We start from the raw sequence: 16760 nt of genomic DNA on the forward strand, positions 1-16760 counted from the left end.
GATTTTGCTAACACATTCAAATTTATCAAAAAAAATCCCAATTTATTTCTAAATTGAGATGTTCCTCATTAAATTATCAATTTAAGCTTTTAACCAGGCTTCTTTTAAAACGGTTTTGGACGTATCAGTGGCTTTAAGAACTTCTTTTTCTTCGTAAGGAAGTGTAACTTTTCCTTTGATTATTTGTTCTTTTCCATCCCGTTTTATCTTAATTGTGATTGTATCGTTCTCTTTCCAGTTTTGACTTTCAGCAATCATTTCATAAATATTGTCTAATGAATAAGGTTTTTCATTTATAGAGATGATGATGTCGCCTCCTTTTAGCTCTAAAGTGGTATAAAAATCGTTTAGTTCTATAGTTGGAATTACGATAATTTCCTTTGTTTGTTGGTTCACGGTTATGTACGGGGATTGTCCTTTTAAGAACACATTACCAGGTACTTTTGCCATAGCTTTTGTGATGCCTACTTTAGCTAAGTACGTTTCATACGGTATTGGTGTTGGTCCGGAAACATAAGTTGTTAAAAAAGTCCCTACTTCAGGGTAGGTAAATGAAGTTATTTTTGCAAAAAGGTCCTTGTCATTAAACGGTTTTGAAGCGCCATATTCATTTGATAACTTTTGCATCAAATCAAGAATTCCTCTTTCTCCGTTGCTTTTTTCTCTGATAATGATATCCAGACACATTCCAATAAGAGCTCCTTTTTCATATACGTTCAAGTATTGGGCTTTGTAAGGTTCAGTCAACACATTTGCGCTCATCGTTGTGAAAGGCATCGTGTCATTCATTGCATTTGCATGTGCAATTTTTTCAGACATACGCGTATAAAATTCCTCTTCTGTAATTAATCCTTGATTAATCTGAAAAAGATTGGCAAAATATTCCGTCACCCCTTCGTACAGCCATAAATGTTCTGACATTTTAGGCGTGTTGTAATCAAAATAGTGAATTTCTTTAGAATGAATGGTTAAAGGAGTTACGATATGAAAAAATTCATGCGAAACTACATCTTTCATTGATTGTACCAATTCTTCTTTTGGCATCATTTCCGGTAAAACCACTGTAGTGGCCGTAGGGTGTTCTAAGGCTCCAAATCCCTTTGCATCAGTATCTTTCATGCTTGATAAATACAACAAGACGGTATATTTTTTGGTAGCGTTTATTTTTCCTAAAAATGTTTTTTGAGCAGTCATCATGGTTTTCATCTCTGGAGTAATACTTTCAGCAGTTACTTTTCCGGTAGGCGAAAAAACACTGATCAATATTTCCATACCGTCTACAGTAAAAGTAGTGTAGTCCGGTTTAGCATACATAATTGGATTTTCAACTAATTGAGCATAACGAGCTGTTGTAAATACATCATTTGTAGTACTTGCGTCTTGATCTGTCATGGAAGTTGCTCCCCAAAGTGTTTCCGGATGGGCTATATTTACCGTATAAGCAAGGTCTTTTTTGTCTTGAAAATAGCCCACAAAACCATGCATGTTTAGCATGAAATTGACTCCTGCATCTATATTTGTTCCGGCAGGAGAGAAAACATCATTCTTGCCAAAGCCGCTTCCCTTTTCAGTATCAAATGTGTCGTTAACCCAATAGGTTATTTTAGTGACAGTTTTGGCATTCTTGATATTCCAGGTGTTGTCATCCGTTTTGTTAACCGGAAGTATATTGCCCTTACTGTCAAAAGCTTTTAGATCTTCAGTGTATTTTCCATAATCATCAATAGAGTAGGTGCCAGGGACAATTTTAGGAATGCTGTAAGTGACTTCATCAGTGCTAATTTTTGGTGCGGTAATCGTAACCATTACTTTGTCCTCTTTAACGTCATTTAAGTTGATTGCTACGTGTACTACATCGGTAATTGATTTTGAAACATTTGCTGAAGTGCCAACAATTTTACAGCTCCAAAGAAGAGTAGCAAATGCTATTGCAAAAAATATTTTTTTCATTTGTATTGTTTTTTGTTTATTGTATAGGTCTTTTACAAGAGGGAATTGTTACCCCTTATAACGATTTTATAAAGCCAGTTATTGCTGTCACCACTTTTGGAGCAATGGGTAAGTCCGGATTAGAATAGGATTTCATATTTACAGAATCATCTCCATTTATCTCTTTGAAAATATGATTCATTTTCTCGATCAGAACTAGCTCTGCTTCCGGTTTGGCTTTTTTTAACAGTTCTGCTTCAGCAACTGACACCTGTAAATCTGCAGTTCCGTTTAGCAGTAGTACGGGTATTTTTAACTTTGCAATTTCAATTTGCGGATTGTATTTTATCCATGAAATCATATAGGGCTGGATGCTTGCTCTAAAAAGGGAAGCTAACATGGGGTTTTTTAACTCGAAAGTTTCTCCGTTTTTAAGAATGTCCAGGTTTTTCTGAACTTCTTCTTTGAGGTAAGGGGCTTGTTTTGCTATTTGTTCCACCAGAACGGCATCAATGGTTCTTCCGGCTCCAGCTAATGAAATAAAAGCATCCGCTTTGCCATTTGCAGCAATCATTCCTATTAATGAACCTTCGCTGTGTCCGGCAATTATTATTTTGTTGTACTTTTTTTGATTTTTAAAAAACAGCAAAACGGTGGTTGCGTCAGTGATGAAATCATCAAAAGTAAGGGTAGCTTCATTTACCGTTCCACTCTTCATTTGAGCAAGGATTCTTTTATCATAGCTAAAGACGGCAATATCATTTTTAGTTAATTCTTCGGATAAATATTTCAGGGAATTATTGGGGAGTCCTTTTTGATTTCCGTCCCTGTCTGTAGGGCCTGAACCTGCAATAAGGATGACAAGATTCGTCTTTTTGTTTTGTTTTAAAGGAGAGTACAACGACCCATTTAACAATGGATTTATAGTAACTTCATCCTTATTAAAAGATTGAATTGCTGTTTCTGTTTGTGAATGGCAGAGTATTGAACACGAGATCAGGAGTACGAGTAGTAATTTTTTCATTTTATTTCGCATTTAATTCGTTTATTGTTTCTTCCGGATTTTCGACTTCAATAATTAGTTTATTGTAATAGGAATCTTTGAGTTCAACAATAATTGCATTTTTTTTATTGCAAACGTCCCAAAAGTTGCGTTTTCCTTTTTTGATATAAGTGCCAGCAGTTATAACCCATGGTAATTGGGTGCCTGGCATTTTCCAGCCGATCCAAAATGTAAATTCATCGTTGCTTTGATACGCTCGGATTATTTTATCTTTCGGTACACGAATCTTATTTTCGAAAGCCCAAAATGTATGACTTCCTAGAATATCAAAAATAAATTCGTTTTCGTTTGATGTTACTGAAACCATAAATGTATGAGTTGAGACTGCTGTTTTAAAACAGAAAACTCCCGAATATCAGGAGTTTTATTTTAATCTAGTTTGTTTTTTATGTAATATTTACCGTCTAAGTCTTCGTCAAAATCATCCACTTTTATGGGTTTTGGTTTTGGTTTATTTGCGGTAGCTTTCTTTTTCCACATTTCAAATTTTTCTGCCGGCATCTTCTTCTTCATTATCTCTAGGATCTCTTTTTCGGCCAAACCAAATTCTTTTTTAATGATTTCAAAAGGATTTTTTTCTTCTAAAGCCATTGTAACAAGTTTTTCTGTTTGCTCCCAGTTCAATTCTTTGCGGTTACTCTTTTTCATCACGTGAAAATTAATTCAAATAGGTGTTAATGATTATTAAATTAAATTTTTTAATTTCATTCAATATTAAGAAAAATTATAATTACTTTTTCTCAAAAGATGATTTTTTTTAATTTTTTTTCTTTAATGGCTGTTTTTGAAACGGTATTTTCAATAAATTCTTTAATGCATTGTGTTCCTCAGGATTGGGATGGGTATCAATTCCGTAAATAATTTCTTCTTTTGGAAGTGTCATAAATGTGCCAAATAACCGATCCCAGATTGAAAATATATTGCCATAATTACTATCGGTATAGGGCAAAACATGATGGTGGTGTACTTTGTGCATGTCTGGCGATACGATAAAATAGCTCATAATAGTATCTATTTTTTTAGGAAGTGAAATGTTAGCATGATTGAATTGCGTGGCTACAACAGATAATGTTTGGTAAAGGAAAACCATCCACATGGGGCTTCCAATGATTAAAACACCCAAAGCGGTAAATGTAAATCGGATCACACTTTCTCCCGGATGGTGTCTATTGGCGGTTGTGGTGTCAATCCAGGTGTCTGTATGATGAATCAAATGAAAACGCCACAGGAACTTGGTTTTATGTTCCACTAGATGCACCAGATAAGCGCCTATTAAATCCAATAAAAGCAATCCAATAAGGGCGTAAAGCCATAGCGGCATTTCAGGAAGCCATTGTAAAATTCCAAAATTTGTAGCAATTGTCCAGTCAGCCGCTTTTAATAAAATAAAAGCCAGGCAAAAATTGACAGCAATAGTCGTGAAGGTCATAAAAATATTGATGCCGGCGTGATGCCATTTTTTATAGGTGAAGTTAAAAAGCGGAAAAGCATTTTCGATCAGCCAGAAAAAAGTGATTCCGCCCACAAGAATTAAACTTCGGTGTGTCGATGGAATGGTAGAAAAATAAGTAATGATATCATTCATAATTCAGATATTTATTCCAAATTTAATAATTTTTTATGAAAGTAATTATTTGATTACCCGGAAAGTGCCATTTATTCTGGGGCCAATAGGTTTTGTGGTTTTTGGAATCTGGTGTTTCCAGAAATGTTGTGTCGTTCCTTTCATCAGCAACAAACTTCCATGTTCCAATAGGATGCTTTTTTTTAGGTCTTTATCTAAATTATGTTTGAGCTGAAAGGTTCGTTGGGCTCCAAAACTCAACGACGCAATTATGGGATTGATTCCTAATTCTTTTTCGTTGTCAGCATGCCAACCGTTGCTGTCTTTTCCGTCGCGATATTGGTTGAGTAAGACGGTTGTAAAAGTAGTATCAGCACTTTTTTCGACTTGAGATTTTAGCTTTTGCAAAAGCAAATTCCAAGGATGTGGCTGCATCGTTATATTCGAATACGAGTAAGGTTTTCCTTCGTTTCCAAATAAAGCCGTCAAACGAGGCTGCGGATGAATTTTCCCGTATACACGAATATCGTCTTGTTGCCAAGGGATATCTTGCATTAATTCGGCAAAAATAATATCGGCTTGTTCTTGGTCAAAAAAATGAGGATAGTAGATGATCTCCGCATCTGGCAAGTCAATAAATACGGGTTCTGATGTGGATTCGAAAAGTGATTTCACGAGATTAAGTATATTGGTACGCCCAGTAAATTAAAAATAATTGTAGTGGCATTCGCAATAGTAAGGCCCATTTTGGCAGACCCATTCTTGCTTTTTCATCAAAATACATATACAAATGTGTTGGAAAAATAGCAATCAACAAAGCGATCACCCCCCAAGCGGCATAGTTGGAAAGTAACGGAATACAAAGCGAAATTCCCAGAAATATTTCTGCTAAACCACTGATGTAATTTAATAATTTTGGATTTGGAAAGTACGAAGGAATGATTTTCAAGTACAGTCTGGGATTCCTGAAATGGTTTAATCCTGCGATAAAGTAGACGAAAGCCATCACATATAAATGCCAAGGTAAATTCATAGTAAAGTTATTTAATACGAATTTATAAAAATTTTATTAAAATCAGTGCAAATGGATTGAAACTGCAATTAGGAGGTTCGCTTCAGGTTTACATTCATTATGATAATTGCTAAAATAATTAAAATAATGCCAAGCCATTGGATCAGGTTTACCTGCTCATTCAATAAGAGATATGCCATAAGTACCGATACGGGAAGTTCCAGTGCCGAAACAATACTTCCCAGTCCGATTCCAGTCAGCGGAAAACCGGCATTCAACAATAAAGGTGGAATTATGGTTCCGAAAAGGGCTAAAATGATTCCCCATTTTATGAAAATTTCAAAGTTAAAAGGAGTAGTTTGTGTTGAGATTGCAAAAAAGGTCACGATGACAGCACCTCCCAACAACATGAATAAACTGCGTTGTGCCGAGGAAATATGAGTTGCCACACGATTAGCGGTAAACATAGTTGTAGTAAAAGAAGCTGCTGCTAAAAGCCCTAAAGCAATACCGCGCCAGTCTAAAACGATACTATTCTCGAAGACATTGGTAGCAAGGATAGTTCCGGTTAAGACAATAAATACGGAAACTATTTTTTGAGTAGAAGGAATTTTTTTTTCTAAAATCATTTCGAATAAAACACCCATCCAGACGGTTTGCATCAATAAAACAATCGCAATAGAAACAGGAATGTATTTTACTGCCAAATAATAAAAGATACTCGTAAATCCTAAAGAAGTTCCGGCAAGCATCAGCTGAGTGATGTTTTTTTGGGATGCTTTTATAACGGTTTTTCCTTTCTTAGCTTTTTGAAACATATTGATCAGCAGCATTCCCATGATTCCATATACAAATTGGGCAACGGTAACTTCGGGTGTGGTGTAGCCTTGACCGTAGGCTATCTTTACAAAAGTAGCCAGCATTCCGTAACTCGTTGCGCCGAGACCAACTAAGAAAACTCCTTTTAAGACACTATTTTTTATCATTTTTTTAATTTTAAAAAGCGGGCAAAGATAGGGTTTAGTTCCTAGTTATAAGGTGTAAATTGGTAGATAATATCAGAGTCAACCATAAATTCAGGTTTTTGATTTCCAATTAAATTACATCATTTTGCTTTTCGTGGTAGGTTTTTTTTAATCCTCTTATGATTGCAGCATTAGCCAAAAACCGGTTGGTATACACCAATAAAATCAACGAAGTTGTGCTAAAAAGTAATGCTAGAGTTTCTATTTGTAAAATCATAATTTAATCGAATCATTGTAAAGGCAAATATTGCTAATCTTTTGATGCATTTTAGTATTGCAATGAATAAGAGGAGCTTTCCTTTACTGACTTAAATTTTTAAAGTGTAATCCAGTTAAAGGTTTGTTCGATGATTCTTGTTTTTTCTTTTTGAATAAATTTTAAATAGGCATCGGCTACAGGTGAAAATTTTTTGCCTTTTAACCAAATTAAATTCCAGTTGGATTGAATAGGCAAGCCTTTTACCGGAATAATTTGTAGGTCTCCATTATTAAGCTCGTTTTTTATACCAATTAAAGGCATGATCGAGCATCCAAGTCCAGCCAGTACGGCTTGTTTTACCGCTTCATTTCCGGTCAGCACCATTTTTTTTGAAACTGTTAATTGATTCTGTTCTATAAATTTTTCCATCACATATCTTGTTCCTGATCCTTGCTCGCGATAGATGATGGGTAAGGTTTCTATGATTTTTTTTTCTTGAATTCCTTTTCCCATTTTTTGATCACTATTAGCAACAAGGAAAAGGGAATTAGGCATAAGCTCCACTTTCTCGATTTGCAGGGTTTCTGGTAACACGGAAACCAGAGAAAAATCTACTTCATTTCTTTCTAAGTTTTTCAACACTTTAGTTTTATTGGTCACATCCAGAATCAATTCGACACCTTGATTTTGTTTCAAAAAATCAGATAAAAAATAAGGAATTACATATTTCCCGGTTGATACGACAGAAATTTTTAATCGTCCTGTCAGTTGTCCCTTGAATGCCATTGTTTTATAATTGATTGCATGCACTTCATTTAGAATTTTTTCTGCAGCCGTGGCGATTTCTTTGCCAAAATCAGTAACAAACAGCTTTCTTCCGATTACTTCTGTTAACGGTACATCAAATTGATCTTGAAAATTTTTTAATTGAATGGATACTGCGGGTTGTGTAAGGTGCAGTTCCATTGCGGCTTTAGTGATGCTTTTATTTTGGGTAATTTTTAAAAAGACATGCAGCTGGTGTAGTGTATAATTCATAAATAATTTTTATGTTTTGTATTACAAATATAAATAAAAATATATGGATAGCCCGTTTTACTTTTGTAAAAAAAAAATAAACAAAAAGATATGCAAAGAATAACAATAGCAAAAGGAGACGGAATAGGACCTGAAATAATGGATGCTACTTTGAAAATTATTAAGGCAGCGGGCGCACAGCTTCAATTTGATGAAATTGAAGTTGGTGAAAAAGTGTATTTAAAAGGTAATACCTCCGGAATTGAAAAGTCATCTTGGGATTCTATAATAAACAATAGAATATTTCTCAAAGCTCCAATTACTACTCCGCAAGGTGGTGGTTATAAAAGTTTGAATGTTACCACTAGAAAATTCTTAGGATTATATTCTAATGTTAGACCATGTATGAGTTTGCACCCTTTTGTGGAAACAAAACATCCAAAAATGGATATTGTCATTGTTCGTGAAAATGAAGAAGATTTATATGCGGGAATAGAACATCAGCAAACGGATGAAGTTGTGCAGTGTTTGAAAATCATCAGTCGTCCCGGCTGTGAAAAAATTGTCCGCTATGCTTTTGAATATGCCAAACAGTATGGAAGAAAGAAGGTAACTTGTTTCACAAAAGACAACATCATGAAGCAGACGGACGGATTATTCCATGAAGTGTTTGATGAGTTAGCGAAAGAGTATCCTGAAATTGAAAACGAGCACTGGATTATTGATATTGGTGCTGCAAAAATGAGCGATACACCAGAGAATTTTGATGTTATTGTAACCTTAAATTTATACGGTGACGTGATTTCTGATATCGCTGCACAAATTGCCGGTTCTGTGGGGCTGGCAGGCTCAGCAAATATTGGAGAAGAATGTGCAATGTTTGAAGCAATTCACGGATCTGCACCCAGAAGAGCCGGGCAAAATGTTGCGAATCCGTCGGGATTATTACAAGGAGCAGTAATGATGCTGAATCATATTGGGCAAAACGAAGTGGCTAGTAAAGTACAAAATGCATGGCTGAAAACGCTTGAAGACGGAATACATACCTATGATATCTTCAAAGAAGGCGTAAGCACTGCAAAAGTAGGGACTTCAGAATTTGCCGACGCAGTAATCCTAAATTTAGGGCAAAAACCAAAACAGCTTCCTGCTGTAGATTATAAAAATGTTCAAGCCTTAGATCTCCCGAAATATAAGAGAAGACCAGCTGCAAAAAAAGAATTGGTAGGTCACGATGTATTTGTGCATTGGAATGGAACCGATCCTAATTCGCTAGCCGAAATTCTAAAAAATATAGGGACTGAAAATCTAAAACTGAATATGATTTCCAATAGAGGAATCAAAGTTTGGCCCGAAGGATTTAAACAAACCTTTTGTACGGATCACTGGAGATGCCGTTTCAAAGCTGAGGATGGAGTACTAGTTAACAAAGAGGAGATCATTGGATTATTGCAGCAATGCATCGACCATAATATCGATAGCATCAAAACTGAAAATTTATATAAATTTGACGGGAAAATGGCTTTTTCATTGGGTCAAGGACAGTAAGAAATGCGTTAACTTCTCCTTTATTTAATTGGTACTCTTTCACTAAATGTGCTGTTTCCTTTAAAGAATTTAATAAGGTGAGTTATTCCTAACACGCTCCATTAAGTAGTAAAAAAAATTAGTCCCTATGAAAAATAAAAATAAAAAAATTAGTTTGGTCTTTGGAATAGTTTGGTTGATTGGTGGAATACTATTGACAATCGTAGCACCTAATAACTTATTTTTCACACTGTTTCTAGGTTTGGGAATATTTTTCACGATCTACACATTACAAAAAAATAAAATTTCATTATAAAGTATTATGGAAAAAGAATATCAATTTAAGCTAGTTGAAGGTCAGTTTGCACCATCAGAAGCAGGAAAAGTACTGTTTTCGTTAATCAACAATAAGATTAATTATCATAATTTAGAAAAATTTAGCAATCAAATTCGATTTGATGAAGACTGTTCGCATTCAAAAATAAGGCTTGAAACTCTTTTAGAAGCCTCTGAATACATCAAGGAACTCATCAAAGAAGCGTCGTCAAAGGATTTGGAACTGAAAATTGACAGTGTAATTCAAATTGTACTGTGTCCTAAAGTAAAAACTGAATTGAATGTTTGAGGGTAGACAATTACTCATTGCCACCAAGCATCACAAAGAAAAAGTGATTGCTCCAATTTTTGAAAAAGGATTAGGTGTTCACTGTTTTGTTCCTGAAAGTTATGATTCGGATATTTTCGGCACTTTTTCAGGTGAAGTGGAGCGGAAAAATACGGCAGTTGAAACCGTCAGGGCTAAATGTTTGGCGGCAATGGAAGAATTTGACTGCGATTTGGCTATTGCCAGCGAAGGCTCTTTTGGTTCACATCCTTCTATCTTTTTTGCCCAGGCCGATGATGAGTTTTTAATTTTTATCGATAAAAAAAACGACTTAGAAATCATTGCCAGAGAACTCAGTTTGGAGACTAATTTTTATGGAGAAAATATTTCTAGTAAAGAAATGCTCTTGGATTTTGCAAATAAGATTCAATTTCCTGCCCATGCCATAATTTTGCGAAGCAAGCCTGATGATCTAACAACACTAGTTAAAGGGATTACCACAAAAGGTGAATTGGAAGATACTTTTCAGCACCTTGTGAACAAATATGGGAGTGTTTATGCTGAAACTGATATGCGTGCGCTGTACAACCCCACTCGTATGGGTGTGATAAAAGTAGCGGCGCAAAAATTATTGGAAACTATAAAAACGGAATGCCCAAGCTGTAAAGCACCGGGTTATTGTGTGATAGATGCGAAACAGGGCTTGCCTTGTTCATGGTGTTCAGCGCCCACACGATCTACCTTGAGTTTTATTTATAGTTGTAAAAAGTGTTGTTTTAGTTCCGAAAAAATGTATCCCCATCAAAAAATAACCGAAGAACCAGGATTCTGCGATTCCTGTAATCCATAAGATATGAGTGTAATCAGTAGTTCGATTCCAAAAGCTGTTGCGCTTTTAAATCAGGAGCAAACCATAGGAATTCCTACCGAAACGGTTTATGGTTTAGCCGCCAATATTTACAGCTCAAAGGCGGTAGAGCGTATATTTTCGATTAAAAAACGTCCGTTTTTTAATCCGTTAATTGTTCATATAAAATCGGCAACTGTCCTTTCTGAAATAGCGAGAGACATTCCTGAAAAAGCGAACTTGTTAGCAAAAGCTTTCTGGCCGGGACCTTTAACTTTGGTTTTAAAAAAGCAAATTTCCATTCCGGATTTGGTTACCGGTGGTAAAGATACCGTAGCGATCAGAGTTCCAAATCACCCAGTAGCCTTAGCCCTGCTGAATCAGTTAGCCTATCCTCTAGCGGCTCCGAGTGCTAATCCGTTTGGCTCTCTTAGTCCCACTACAGCAATACATGTTGCTGACTATTTTGAAGAGGTGTTACCAATGGTTTTGGATGGTGGAGCTTGTCAAAGGGGAATAGAGTCAACGATCATCGGATTTGAAAATGGGGAGCCTATTTTATATCGCTTGGGTTCTTTGGCTGTAGAGGATATTGAAGCAATTGTTGGGCCGGTAAAAATGATTACCCATGATGATATTGCTCCAGCGGCACCAGGCATGTTTTCTAAGCACTATGCTCCTTCGACGACGACTTTTTTGACAGCTGATGTGACGGAGAAGCTAAAAATGTTTCCGGATCAAAAAATTGGAGTTTTAGTATTCCAAAAAGGGATTGATGATCCAAAAATTGTACAACAGGAAATTCTATCGACAACAGGCAATTTAGCAGAAGCCGCATCGCAATTGTATGCTGCCTTGCATAGATTAGATAAGTGCCATCTCGACTGCATTATAGCGGAACGATTTCCAGATGTGGGTTTAGGCAAAACGATAAACGATCGTTTAAAAAGAGCCACCAAAAAATAAAATATGGATACCATCATAAGAAATGCAAAAGTGGTCAATGAAGGACAAATACTTAATTTAGATCTTCTGATTTCAGGAGAAAGAATTGAAAAGATAGCACCATCAATTGGACTAAATCCTGCAAAAAAATATATCGAAATTGATGCGACAGGACTTTATCTGCTTCCGGGAGTCATTGATGATCAGGTTCATTTTAGAGATCCGGGACTAACACATAAAGGCACTATTTTTTCAGAGTCGGTTGCCGCTGTGGCTGGCGGCATCACCTCCTTTATGGATATGCCCAACACGATTCCCAATACGCTGACTCAAGAGTTATTAGAAGAAAAATACAAGATGGCGGCGGAAAAATCAATTGCTAATTATTCGTTTTTTATGGGAATTTCAAAAAATAACTTGGAAGAAGCTTTAAAAACAAATACCGAAAATGTATGTGGAATTACGGATGATGGGCTTTATTTTAATAATGACGAGGGAATTTTAGCCAACTATCCAGAATTTTTGGAGCAACTTTTTTCAAGAACCGATACCTTGGTAGCTTTGCACAGCGAAGATGATTCACTGATAAAAAAGAATACGGAGGATTATAAACTAATTTACGGAACTGAAATTCCTTTTTTTTATCATTCTCTTATTCGGGATGAGGAAGTTTGCCTAAAAGCAACTGAACGAGTATTGAAAATTGCTAAAAAACACCAAACACGCTTGCATCTCTTTCATATTTCAACTTTGGCGGAAGCCAAATTATTTGATAATCATACACCGATCAGAGAAAAACGAATCACCGCCGAGGCTTGTATACATCATCTTTGGTTTTCGGATGCCGATTATGAAAGACTGGGCTCCAAGATCAAATGGAATCCCTCTATAAAAACAGAGCAAGATAGAAAAGGTTTACTGCAGTATTTGCTCAATAATTCAATAGATATTATTGCAACGGATCATGCTCCTCATACTGTTGCCGAAAAAGCAGGGAATTATTTTCAGGCGCATTCCGGCGGACCATTAGTACAACATGCTCTTTTAGCAATGTTAGAATTATTTTATCGTGGTGAAATTCCGTTGGAGAAAGTAGTGGAGAAAATGAGCCATAATGTAGCCGAAATTTACAGAATAAAAGAACGAGGCTATATACGGGAGGGCTATTTTGCCGATTTAGTTTTAGTCGATTTAAATAAAAAACAGGAAGTAACTCCAGACTCTCTTTTATATAAATGCAAATGGTCTCCTTTTGTAGGACAGGTTTTTAAAAGCAGCATCAGTTCAACTTTTGTTAATGGAAATTTGGTGTATGAAAAAGGACTTGTGAAGACAGATATAAAAGGAAAAAGATTGCGATTTGAAAAGATAAGATAATCAAAATGTATAAAATAATTTAAAATAATTAAAATATGAATCTTAGTTTATTACTGGATAATTTAACTAATCCTGCCTTGTTGTTTTTTGTGTTAGGAATTATAGCCGTCTATGTCAAAAGTGATTTAGAAATTCCGGAGAATACCTCTAAATTTATATCGCTGTACCTTCTTTTTTCGATTGGTTTTAAAGGTGGACAGGAATTAGCTCACAGTCACTTTACTATAGAGATACTTTGGTCGATCGTTTTTGGAGTTTTGATTGCGGTATTAATTCCATTATATACTTTTTTTATTTTAAAGAAAAAGTTTAGTATTGAGAATTCGGGCGCAATAGCCGCCGCTTATGGATCTGTGAGTGCAGTTACTTTTGTAACGGCTGTTTCTTTTTTAGAAATTCAAAGTTACAATTTTAGCGGCCACATGGTTGCTGTTATGGCGCTGATGGAAGCTCCGGCAATCATTATCGGAGTGATTTTGATCCGATTATTTAGTAAGGAAAAAGTTCAAAAAACGAAGATGACCACAATTATCAAACATTCATTTACTAATGGAAGCGTGCTCTTGATTCTAGGTAGTTTGGTTATTGGGTTTTTGGCCAGTGAGCAACAGGCTTTAGGAATTAAGCCGTTTACTACTGATATTTTTAAAGGATTTTTGGCTTTATTTTTACTAGACATGGGAATTGTTAGTGGACGAAAATTAAATGATTTTTTCAAAAGTGGCTGGTTTAGCGTCTTTTTTGCTATTGTTTTCCCATTGATCAACGGGTGTATTGTTGCTTTTCTAAGTCAATTCGTTACCGATGATGTTGGGAATCGTTTTATTTTTGCGGTCCTGGCGGCCAGTGCTTCTTATATTGCCGTTCCGGCAGCAATGAAAATAGCCGTTCCAAAGGCGAATCCAGGAATATTTTTACCCATGGCTTTGGCAGTAACGTTTCCTTTTAACATTACTTTTGGGATGCCTATTTATTTTTCAATTGTGCTGTGTCACCTTTAGACAGTTGCTTTGACCAATGTAGTAGCACTTATTAATTGTTTCAAAAACTATTGGTAATAACATGAATGTTCTTTACAGAGAATCGTTAGTGTAGTTTTGTAAACTGTGCCCATTTCAATTGGCAACTAAAATAAATCTAATAAAATTACCTCTAATTCATTTTCTAATGCAGCATAATTTCTTGCAGAACTGAAATAATAATCTTCCGGCATCGTTACAATTTTTTCATTTACAGGATTGTTGTGTATGCAATCCATTTTTTGTCTAATAAATTTATTGCTGTAAATATGTTCTGCATGATAGCCGTTTTGCCAAACTTTGTATTGTTGTTCTTGTTTTAAATGCTGACAAGCTTTTTTAAAATAATCCAAGATCCATTCTCTCCTGCTTTCCGGTTCTTCAATAATAGCCTGAATAATTTTTTTAGATGTATATTTTTTAAAATCACGCATCACATCGGATAATATAAAACCGTTTGTTGCTTTGCAAAGCAGATGAATATGGCTGTGCATAATACAATATCCATAAATTTCTAAGCCCTTTTGATCTTGACAATAGTGTAACGCTTGTATAATAATTTGTTTTTGATTTAATCGTGTAAAAATATCTACCCAACCCATTGTAGTTATAGTAATAAAATAAGCGTCTTCAGTTGTTGTGGCTTTATACTTTGTCGACATTTTTTGTGTTATTTGTATTGTTTGCTCACTATTTTTTGCACATTATTGTGGGCACAGTTTGCAAAACTGCGCTAACGATTGCGGTATATCGGTGCGATCGGGCAGACACCATCAAATTCGCGCACAGCTTTCGGCTATTGGCTCACCCATATAAGGCGATTTAAAATATGGTTTTGATCGAAGTAATCCAGATGGAGGCATTCATTTACATGCTCGAAAACTAGTCTTTACCCATCCTGTTACCAAAGAAAATATGGAAATCTTGGCGCCAACTCCTGATGATGTAATTTGGAATGCAATTTAAAAAACTCATTTCATATAAATATTTCGTCACAACCTTTCATTAAAAAAAACTAACTAGAATGGTCAACTACGATTTTCCAACCTTCTTTAAATTTTTCTACTATTAAAGTAAAAAATCCTTTTTGTTCTCCTTTTTCCATTTGCAAATTCCAAGCACCTAAAACAAAGGCATGTTCGCTATCAATCATTTTTATTTGTTTGATATCAAAAGTTAGAGTACCCATTGAAGCTTTGTCAGGATAAACTTGTTGATAGATCTCTAAGTTTTTTTGCCAGCCGTAAAATGGTCCTGTTTTTCCAACAAATAGTAAAGAATCGGATTTTAAATAACCTTGCATATACCCAATCATATCCCCATTATTCCAATCTAAACGTTGTTTTTCTAAAACTGCTTTAATTTCTTTCTCTTGAGCAATTGATAAATGACTACAAAATAAGAGCACTATTGATAATATGATTTTTCTCATTTTTTTTACGATTTGATTGATTTTAACTTTATTGTGGACAACCTTTATCCCTTTTCATAAATCAAATGTATTCAAAAAATCGTGTTCATTCCCATTTAATTTTATGAAATATTGTACTATAAAATACTTGAACTACTTTTTAATTTTTGTACAATTTTACCCCAATATAAAATGCAGCGTTAATTATTTATTCCTGTACATCTCATGAATTCATTTTCAGGATAAAAAATTAGTTTTTATTTATACTTCTCTTAAACAAAATATGAAAATCCGTTAGCGCGGATTTGCAATCCGTGCCTATTCCAATTAATCAATTAAATATGTTACAGGATACTTTTTTTGAAATTTTTAAATTGCAAATTCTCTTTGTAGATATTCTATGTGCGCACGGATTGCAAATCCGCGCTGTCGCTGTCAAAAAAAAGTAAATCCGCGATCTAGCTTCTGAGGGTGCATAACCACTTGTACACGATTTTTAAAAATATTCAACAATAAAAAAATAAAACACTGCCCATATTATTATAAAAAATAGTCCAAGGTATACATTATTTAAATTTTTATTTAAGTCTTTTTTAATTATTAGTCGGTATAAAATCCAACCTATAAAAACGATTACTAAACCTACTACCATTACAATTCTTGACATAATTTATTTGTTTTTAGTATAATATGATTAATTCCTGTAGAAGCCTATTGCAATTTAGATTTAGTTACTCTTGAGAATGTTCACGAGCGGGACGCTCACGCTAGCGGGGGAATTTCATGCTTAAATATACAAAAAACCAACGAGTTGCATAAATTATTTGAACGATTTTTTGTACAAATTATCTAACATAGAGAAAGGAGGTTATTAGACAGTTTGACGTCCTTTGGCTTGGCGTCAGTTGGGGATTTGTTTAGCCAAATGTATCGATTTAAGAACCAACTTCCAAGTACAAAACCAACTTTAAAGTTTGTGTATGAAACCGATCGCTCTTATTTACAGACAATCGTTAGCGCAGTTTTGCAAACTGTGCCCATTTCAATTGGCAATTAATATAAATCTAATAAAACCACCTCTAATTCATTTTCTAATCTGGTCTTCGGTTTTTAGGGCTTTATTCTTAGCAGACATTTTGTTTGTTTTTAAATAGCAAAAAGTAATGAAGTACTCATAGCTTTTTCGTTTTTTGCTCTCTGTTGTGGGCACAGTTTGCAAAA

The 16760-nt window shown here is 35.0% G+C and carries 18 protein-coding genes and 1 pseudogene; 7 read left to right on the forward strand and 12 right to left on the reverse strand.

Features of this window, described 5'->3' with window-relative positions; genetic code table 11:
- Positions 1-81: 81 nt before the first annotated feature.
- The 10 genes from EKL98_RS10405 to EKL98_RS10450 form a co-directional block, all read right to left on the reverse strand.
- Entirely contained in the window at positions 82-1950 is a 1869-nt protein-coding gene (locus EKL98_RS10405; protein WP_126562257.1) for a M61 family metallopeptidase, read from the reverse strand.
- Between the two features lie 55 nt (positions 1951-2005).
- A complete protein-coding gene (locus EKL98_RS10410; protein WP_126562260.1) occupies positions 2006-2953 on the reverse strand; it encodes an alpha/beta hydrolase in 948 nt (315 codons plus the stop codon).
- A gap of 1 nt (position 2954) precedes the next feature.
- A complete protein-coding gene (locus EKL98_RS10415; RefSeq protein ID WP_126462104.1) occupies positions 2955-3299 on the reverse strand; it encodes a hypothetical protein in 345 nt (114 codons plus the stop codon).
- Between the two features lie 62 nt (positions 3300-3361).
- Positions 3362-3640: a DUF2805 domain-containing protein gene (locus EKL98_RS10420; RefSeq protein WP_126462107.1), complete on the reverse strand. Its 279-nt coding sequence runs from the start codon at positions 3638-3640 to the stop codon at positions 3362-3364.
- Positions 3641-3749: 109 nt separating this feature from the next.
- Positions 3750-4577, reverse strand: a complete 828-nt coding sequence (locus tag EKL98_RS10425) for a sterol desaturase family protein (RefSeq protein ID WP_126562263.1) — start codon at positions 4575-4577, stop codon at positions 3750-3752.
- A 45-nt stretch (positions 4578-4622) separates the two neighbouring features.
- Positions 4623-5231: an alpha-ketoglutarate-dependent dioxygenase AlkB family protein gene (locus EKL98_RS10430; protein WP_126562265.1), complete on the reverse strand. Its 609-nt coding sequence runs from the start codon at positions 5229-5231 to the stop codon at positions 4623-4625.
- A gap of 4 nt (positions 5232-5235) precedes the next feature.
- Positions 5236-5589 carry a DoxX family protein gene (locus EKL98_RS10435; RefSeq protein WP_126462116.1) on the reverse strand — a complete coding sequence of 118 codons (354 nt, stop codon included), beginning with the start codon at positions 5587-5589 and terminating at the stop codon, positions 5236-5238.
- A gap of 68 nt (positions 5590-5657) precedes the next feature.
- The gene (locus EKL98_RS10440) at positions 5658-6554 is read right to left on the reverse strand and encodes a DMT family transporter (RefSeq protein ID WP_126562268.1); all 897 of its coding nucleotides are present in this window, start codon (positions 6552-6554) and stop codon (positions 5658-5660) included.
- Positions 6555-6663: 109 nt separating this feature from the next.
- A complete protein-coding gene (locus EKL98_RS10445; protein ID WP_126555112.1) occupies positions 6664-6810 on the reverse strand; it encodes a DUF2721 domain-containing protein in 147 nt (48 codons plus the stop codon).
- 99 nt (positions 6811-6909) lie between these two features.
- A complete protein-coding gene (locus EKL98_RS10450) occupies positions 6910-7830 on the reverse strand; it encodes a LysR family transcriptional regulator (protein ID WP_126555109.1) in 921 nt (306 codons plus the stop codon).
- 90 nt (positions 7831-7920) lie between these two features.
- On the opposite strand from EKL98_RS10450, the gene EKL98_RS10455 reads away from it, so the two are divergent.
- The 6 genes from EKL98_RS10455 to EKL98_RS10480 all read left to right on the forward strand — a co-directional run bounded on the left by EKL98_RS10455 (position 7921) and on the right by EKL98_RS10480 (position 14110).
- Positions 7921-9357 carry an NADP-dependent isocitrate dehydrogenase gene (locus EKL98_RS10455; protein WP_126555107.1) on the forward strand — a complete coding sequence of 479 codons (1437 nt, stop codon included), beginning with the start codon at positions 7921-7923 and terminating at the stop codon, positions 9355-9357.
- Positions 9358-9658: 301 nt separating this feature from the next.
- Positions 9659-9961, forward strand: a complete 303-nt coding sequence (locus EKL98_RS10460; RefSeq protein WP_126462128.1) for a hypothetical protein — start codon at positions 9659-9661, stop codon at positions 9959-9961.
- The gene (locus EKL98_RS10465; RefSeq protein ID WP_126562271.1) at positions 9954-10790 is read left to right on the forward strand and encodes a DUF6671 family protein; all 837 of its coding nucleotides are present in this window, start codon (positions 9954-9956) and stop codon (positions 10788-10790) included. Before EKL98_RS10460 ends, EKL98_RS10465 begins: the two co-directional genes overlap by 8 nt.
- A gap of 3 nt (positions 10791-10793) precedes the next feature.
- Entirely contained in the window at positions 10794-11753 is a 960-nt protein-coding gene (locus EKL98_RS10470; protein ID WP_126462134.1) for an L-threonylcarbamoyladenylate synthase, read from the forward strand.
- Positions 11754-11756: 3 nt separating this feature from the next.
- On the forward strand, positions 11757-13109 hold the full coding sequence (locus EKL98_RS10475; RefSeq protein ID WP_126562273.1) for a dihydroorotase: 1353 nt from the start codon (positions 11757-11759) through the stop codon (positions 13107-13109).
- 35 nt (positions 13110-13144) lie between these two features.
- On the forward strand, positions 13145-14110 hold the full coding sequence (locus EKL98_RS10480; RefSeq protein WP_126562276.1) for a sodium-dependent bicarbonate transport family permease: 966 nt from the start codon (positions 13145-13147) through the stop codon (positions 14108-14110).
- Positions 14111-14235: 125 nt separating this feature from the next.
- Here EKL98_RS10480 and EKL98_RS10485 read toward each other — a convergent pair whose 3' ends face one another.
- Positions 14236-14790 (reverse strand): REP-associated tyrosine transposase, encoded by a 555-nt coding sequence (locus tag EKL98_RS10485; protein WP_126516040.1) that lies wholly within the window; start codon positions 14788-14790, stop codon positions 14236-14238.
- An 85-nt stretch (positions 14791-14875) separates the two neighbouring features.
- On the opposite strand from EKL98_RS10485, the pseudogene EKL98_RS18065 reads away from it, so the two are divergent.
- A pseudogene (locus EKL98_RS18065) lies at positions 14876-15094 on the forward strand (RNA pseudouridine synthase); the annotation flags it as partial.
- A gap of 49 nt (positions 15095-15143) precedes the next feature.
- Here EKL98_RS18065 and EKL98_RS10495 read toward each other — a convergent pair.
- A complete protein-coding gene (locus EKL98_RS10495; protein ID WP_126562278.1) occupies positions 15144-15560 on the reverse strand; it encodes a YybH family protein in 417 nt (138 codons plus the stop codon).
- Positions 15561-16760 lie beyond the last annotated feature (1200 nt).

Source organism: Flavobacterium bomense (assembly GCF_003970355.1).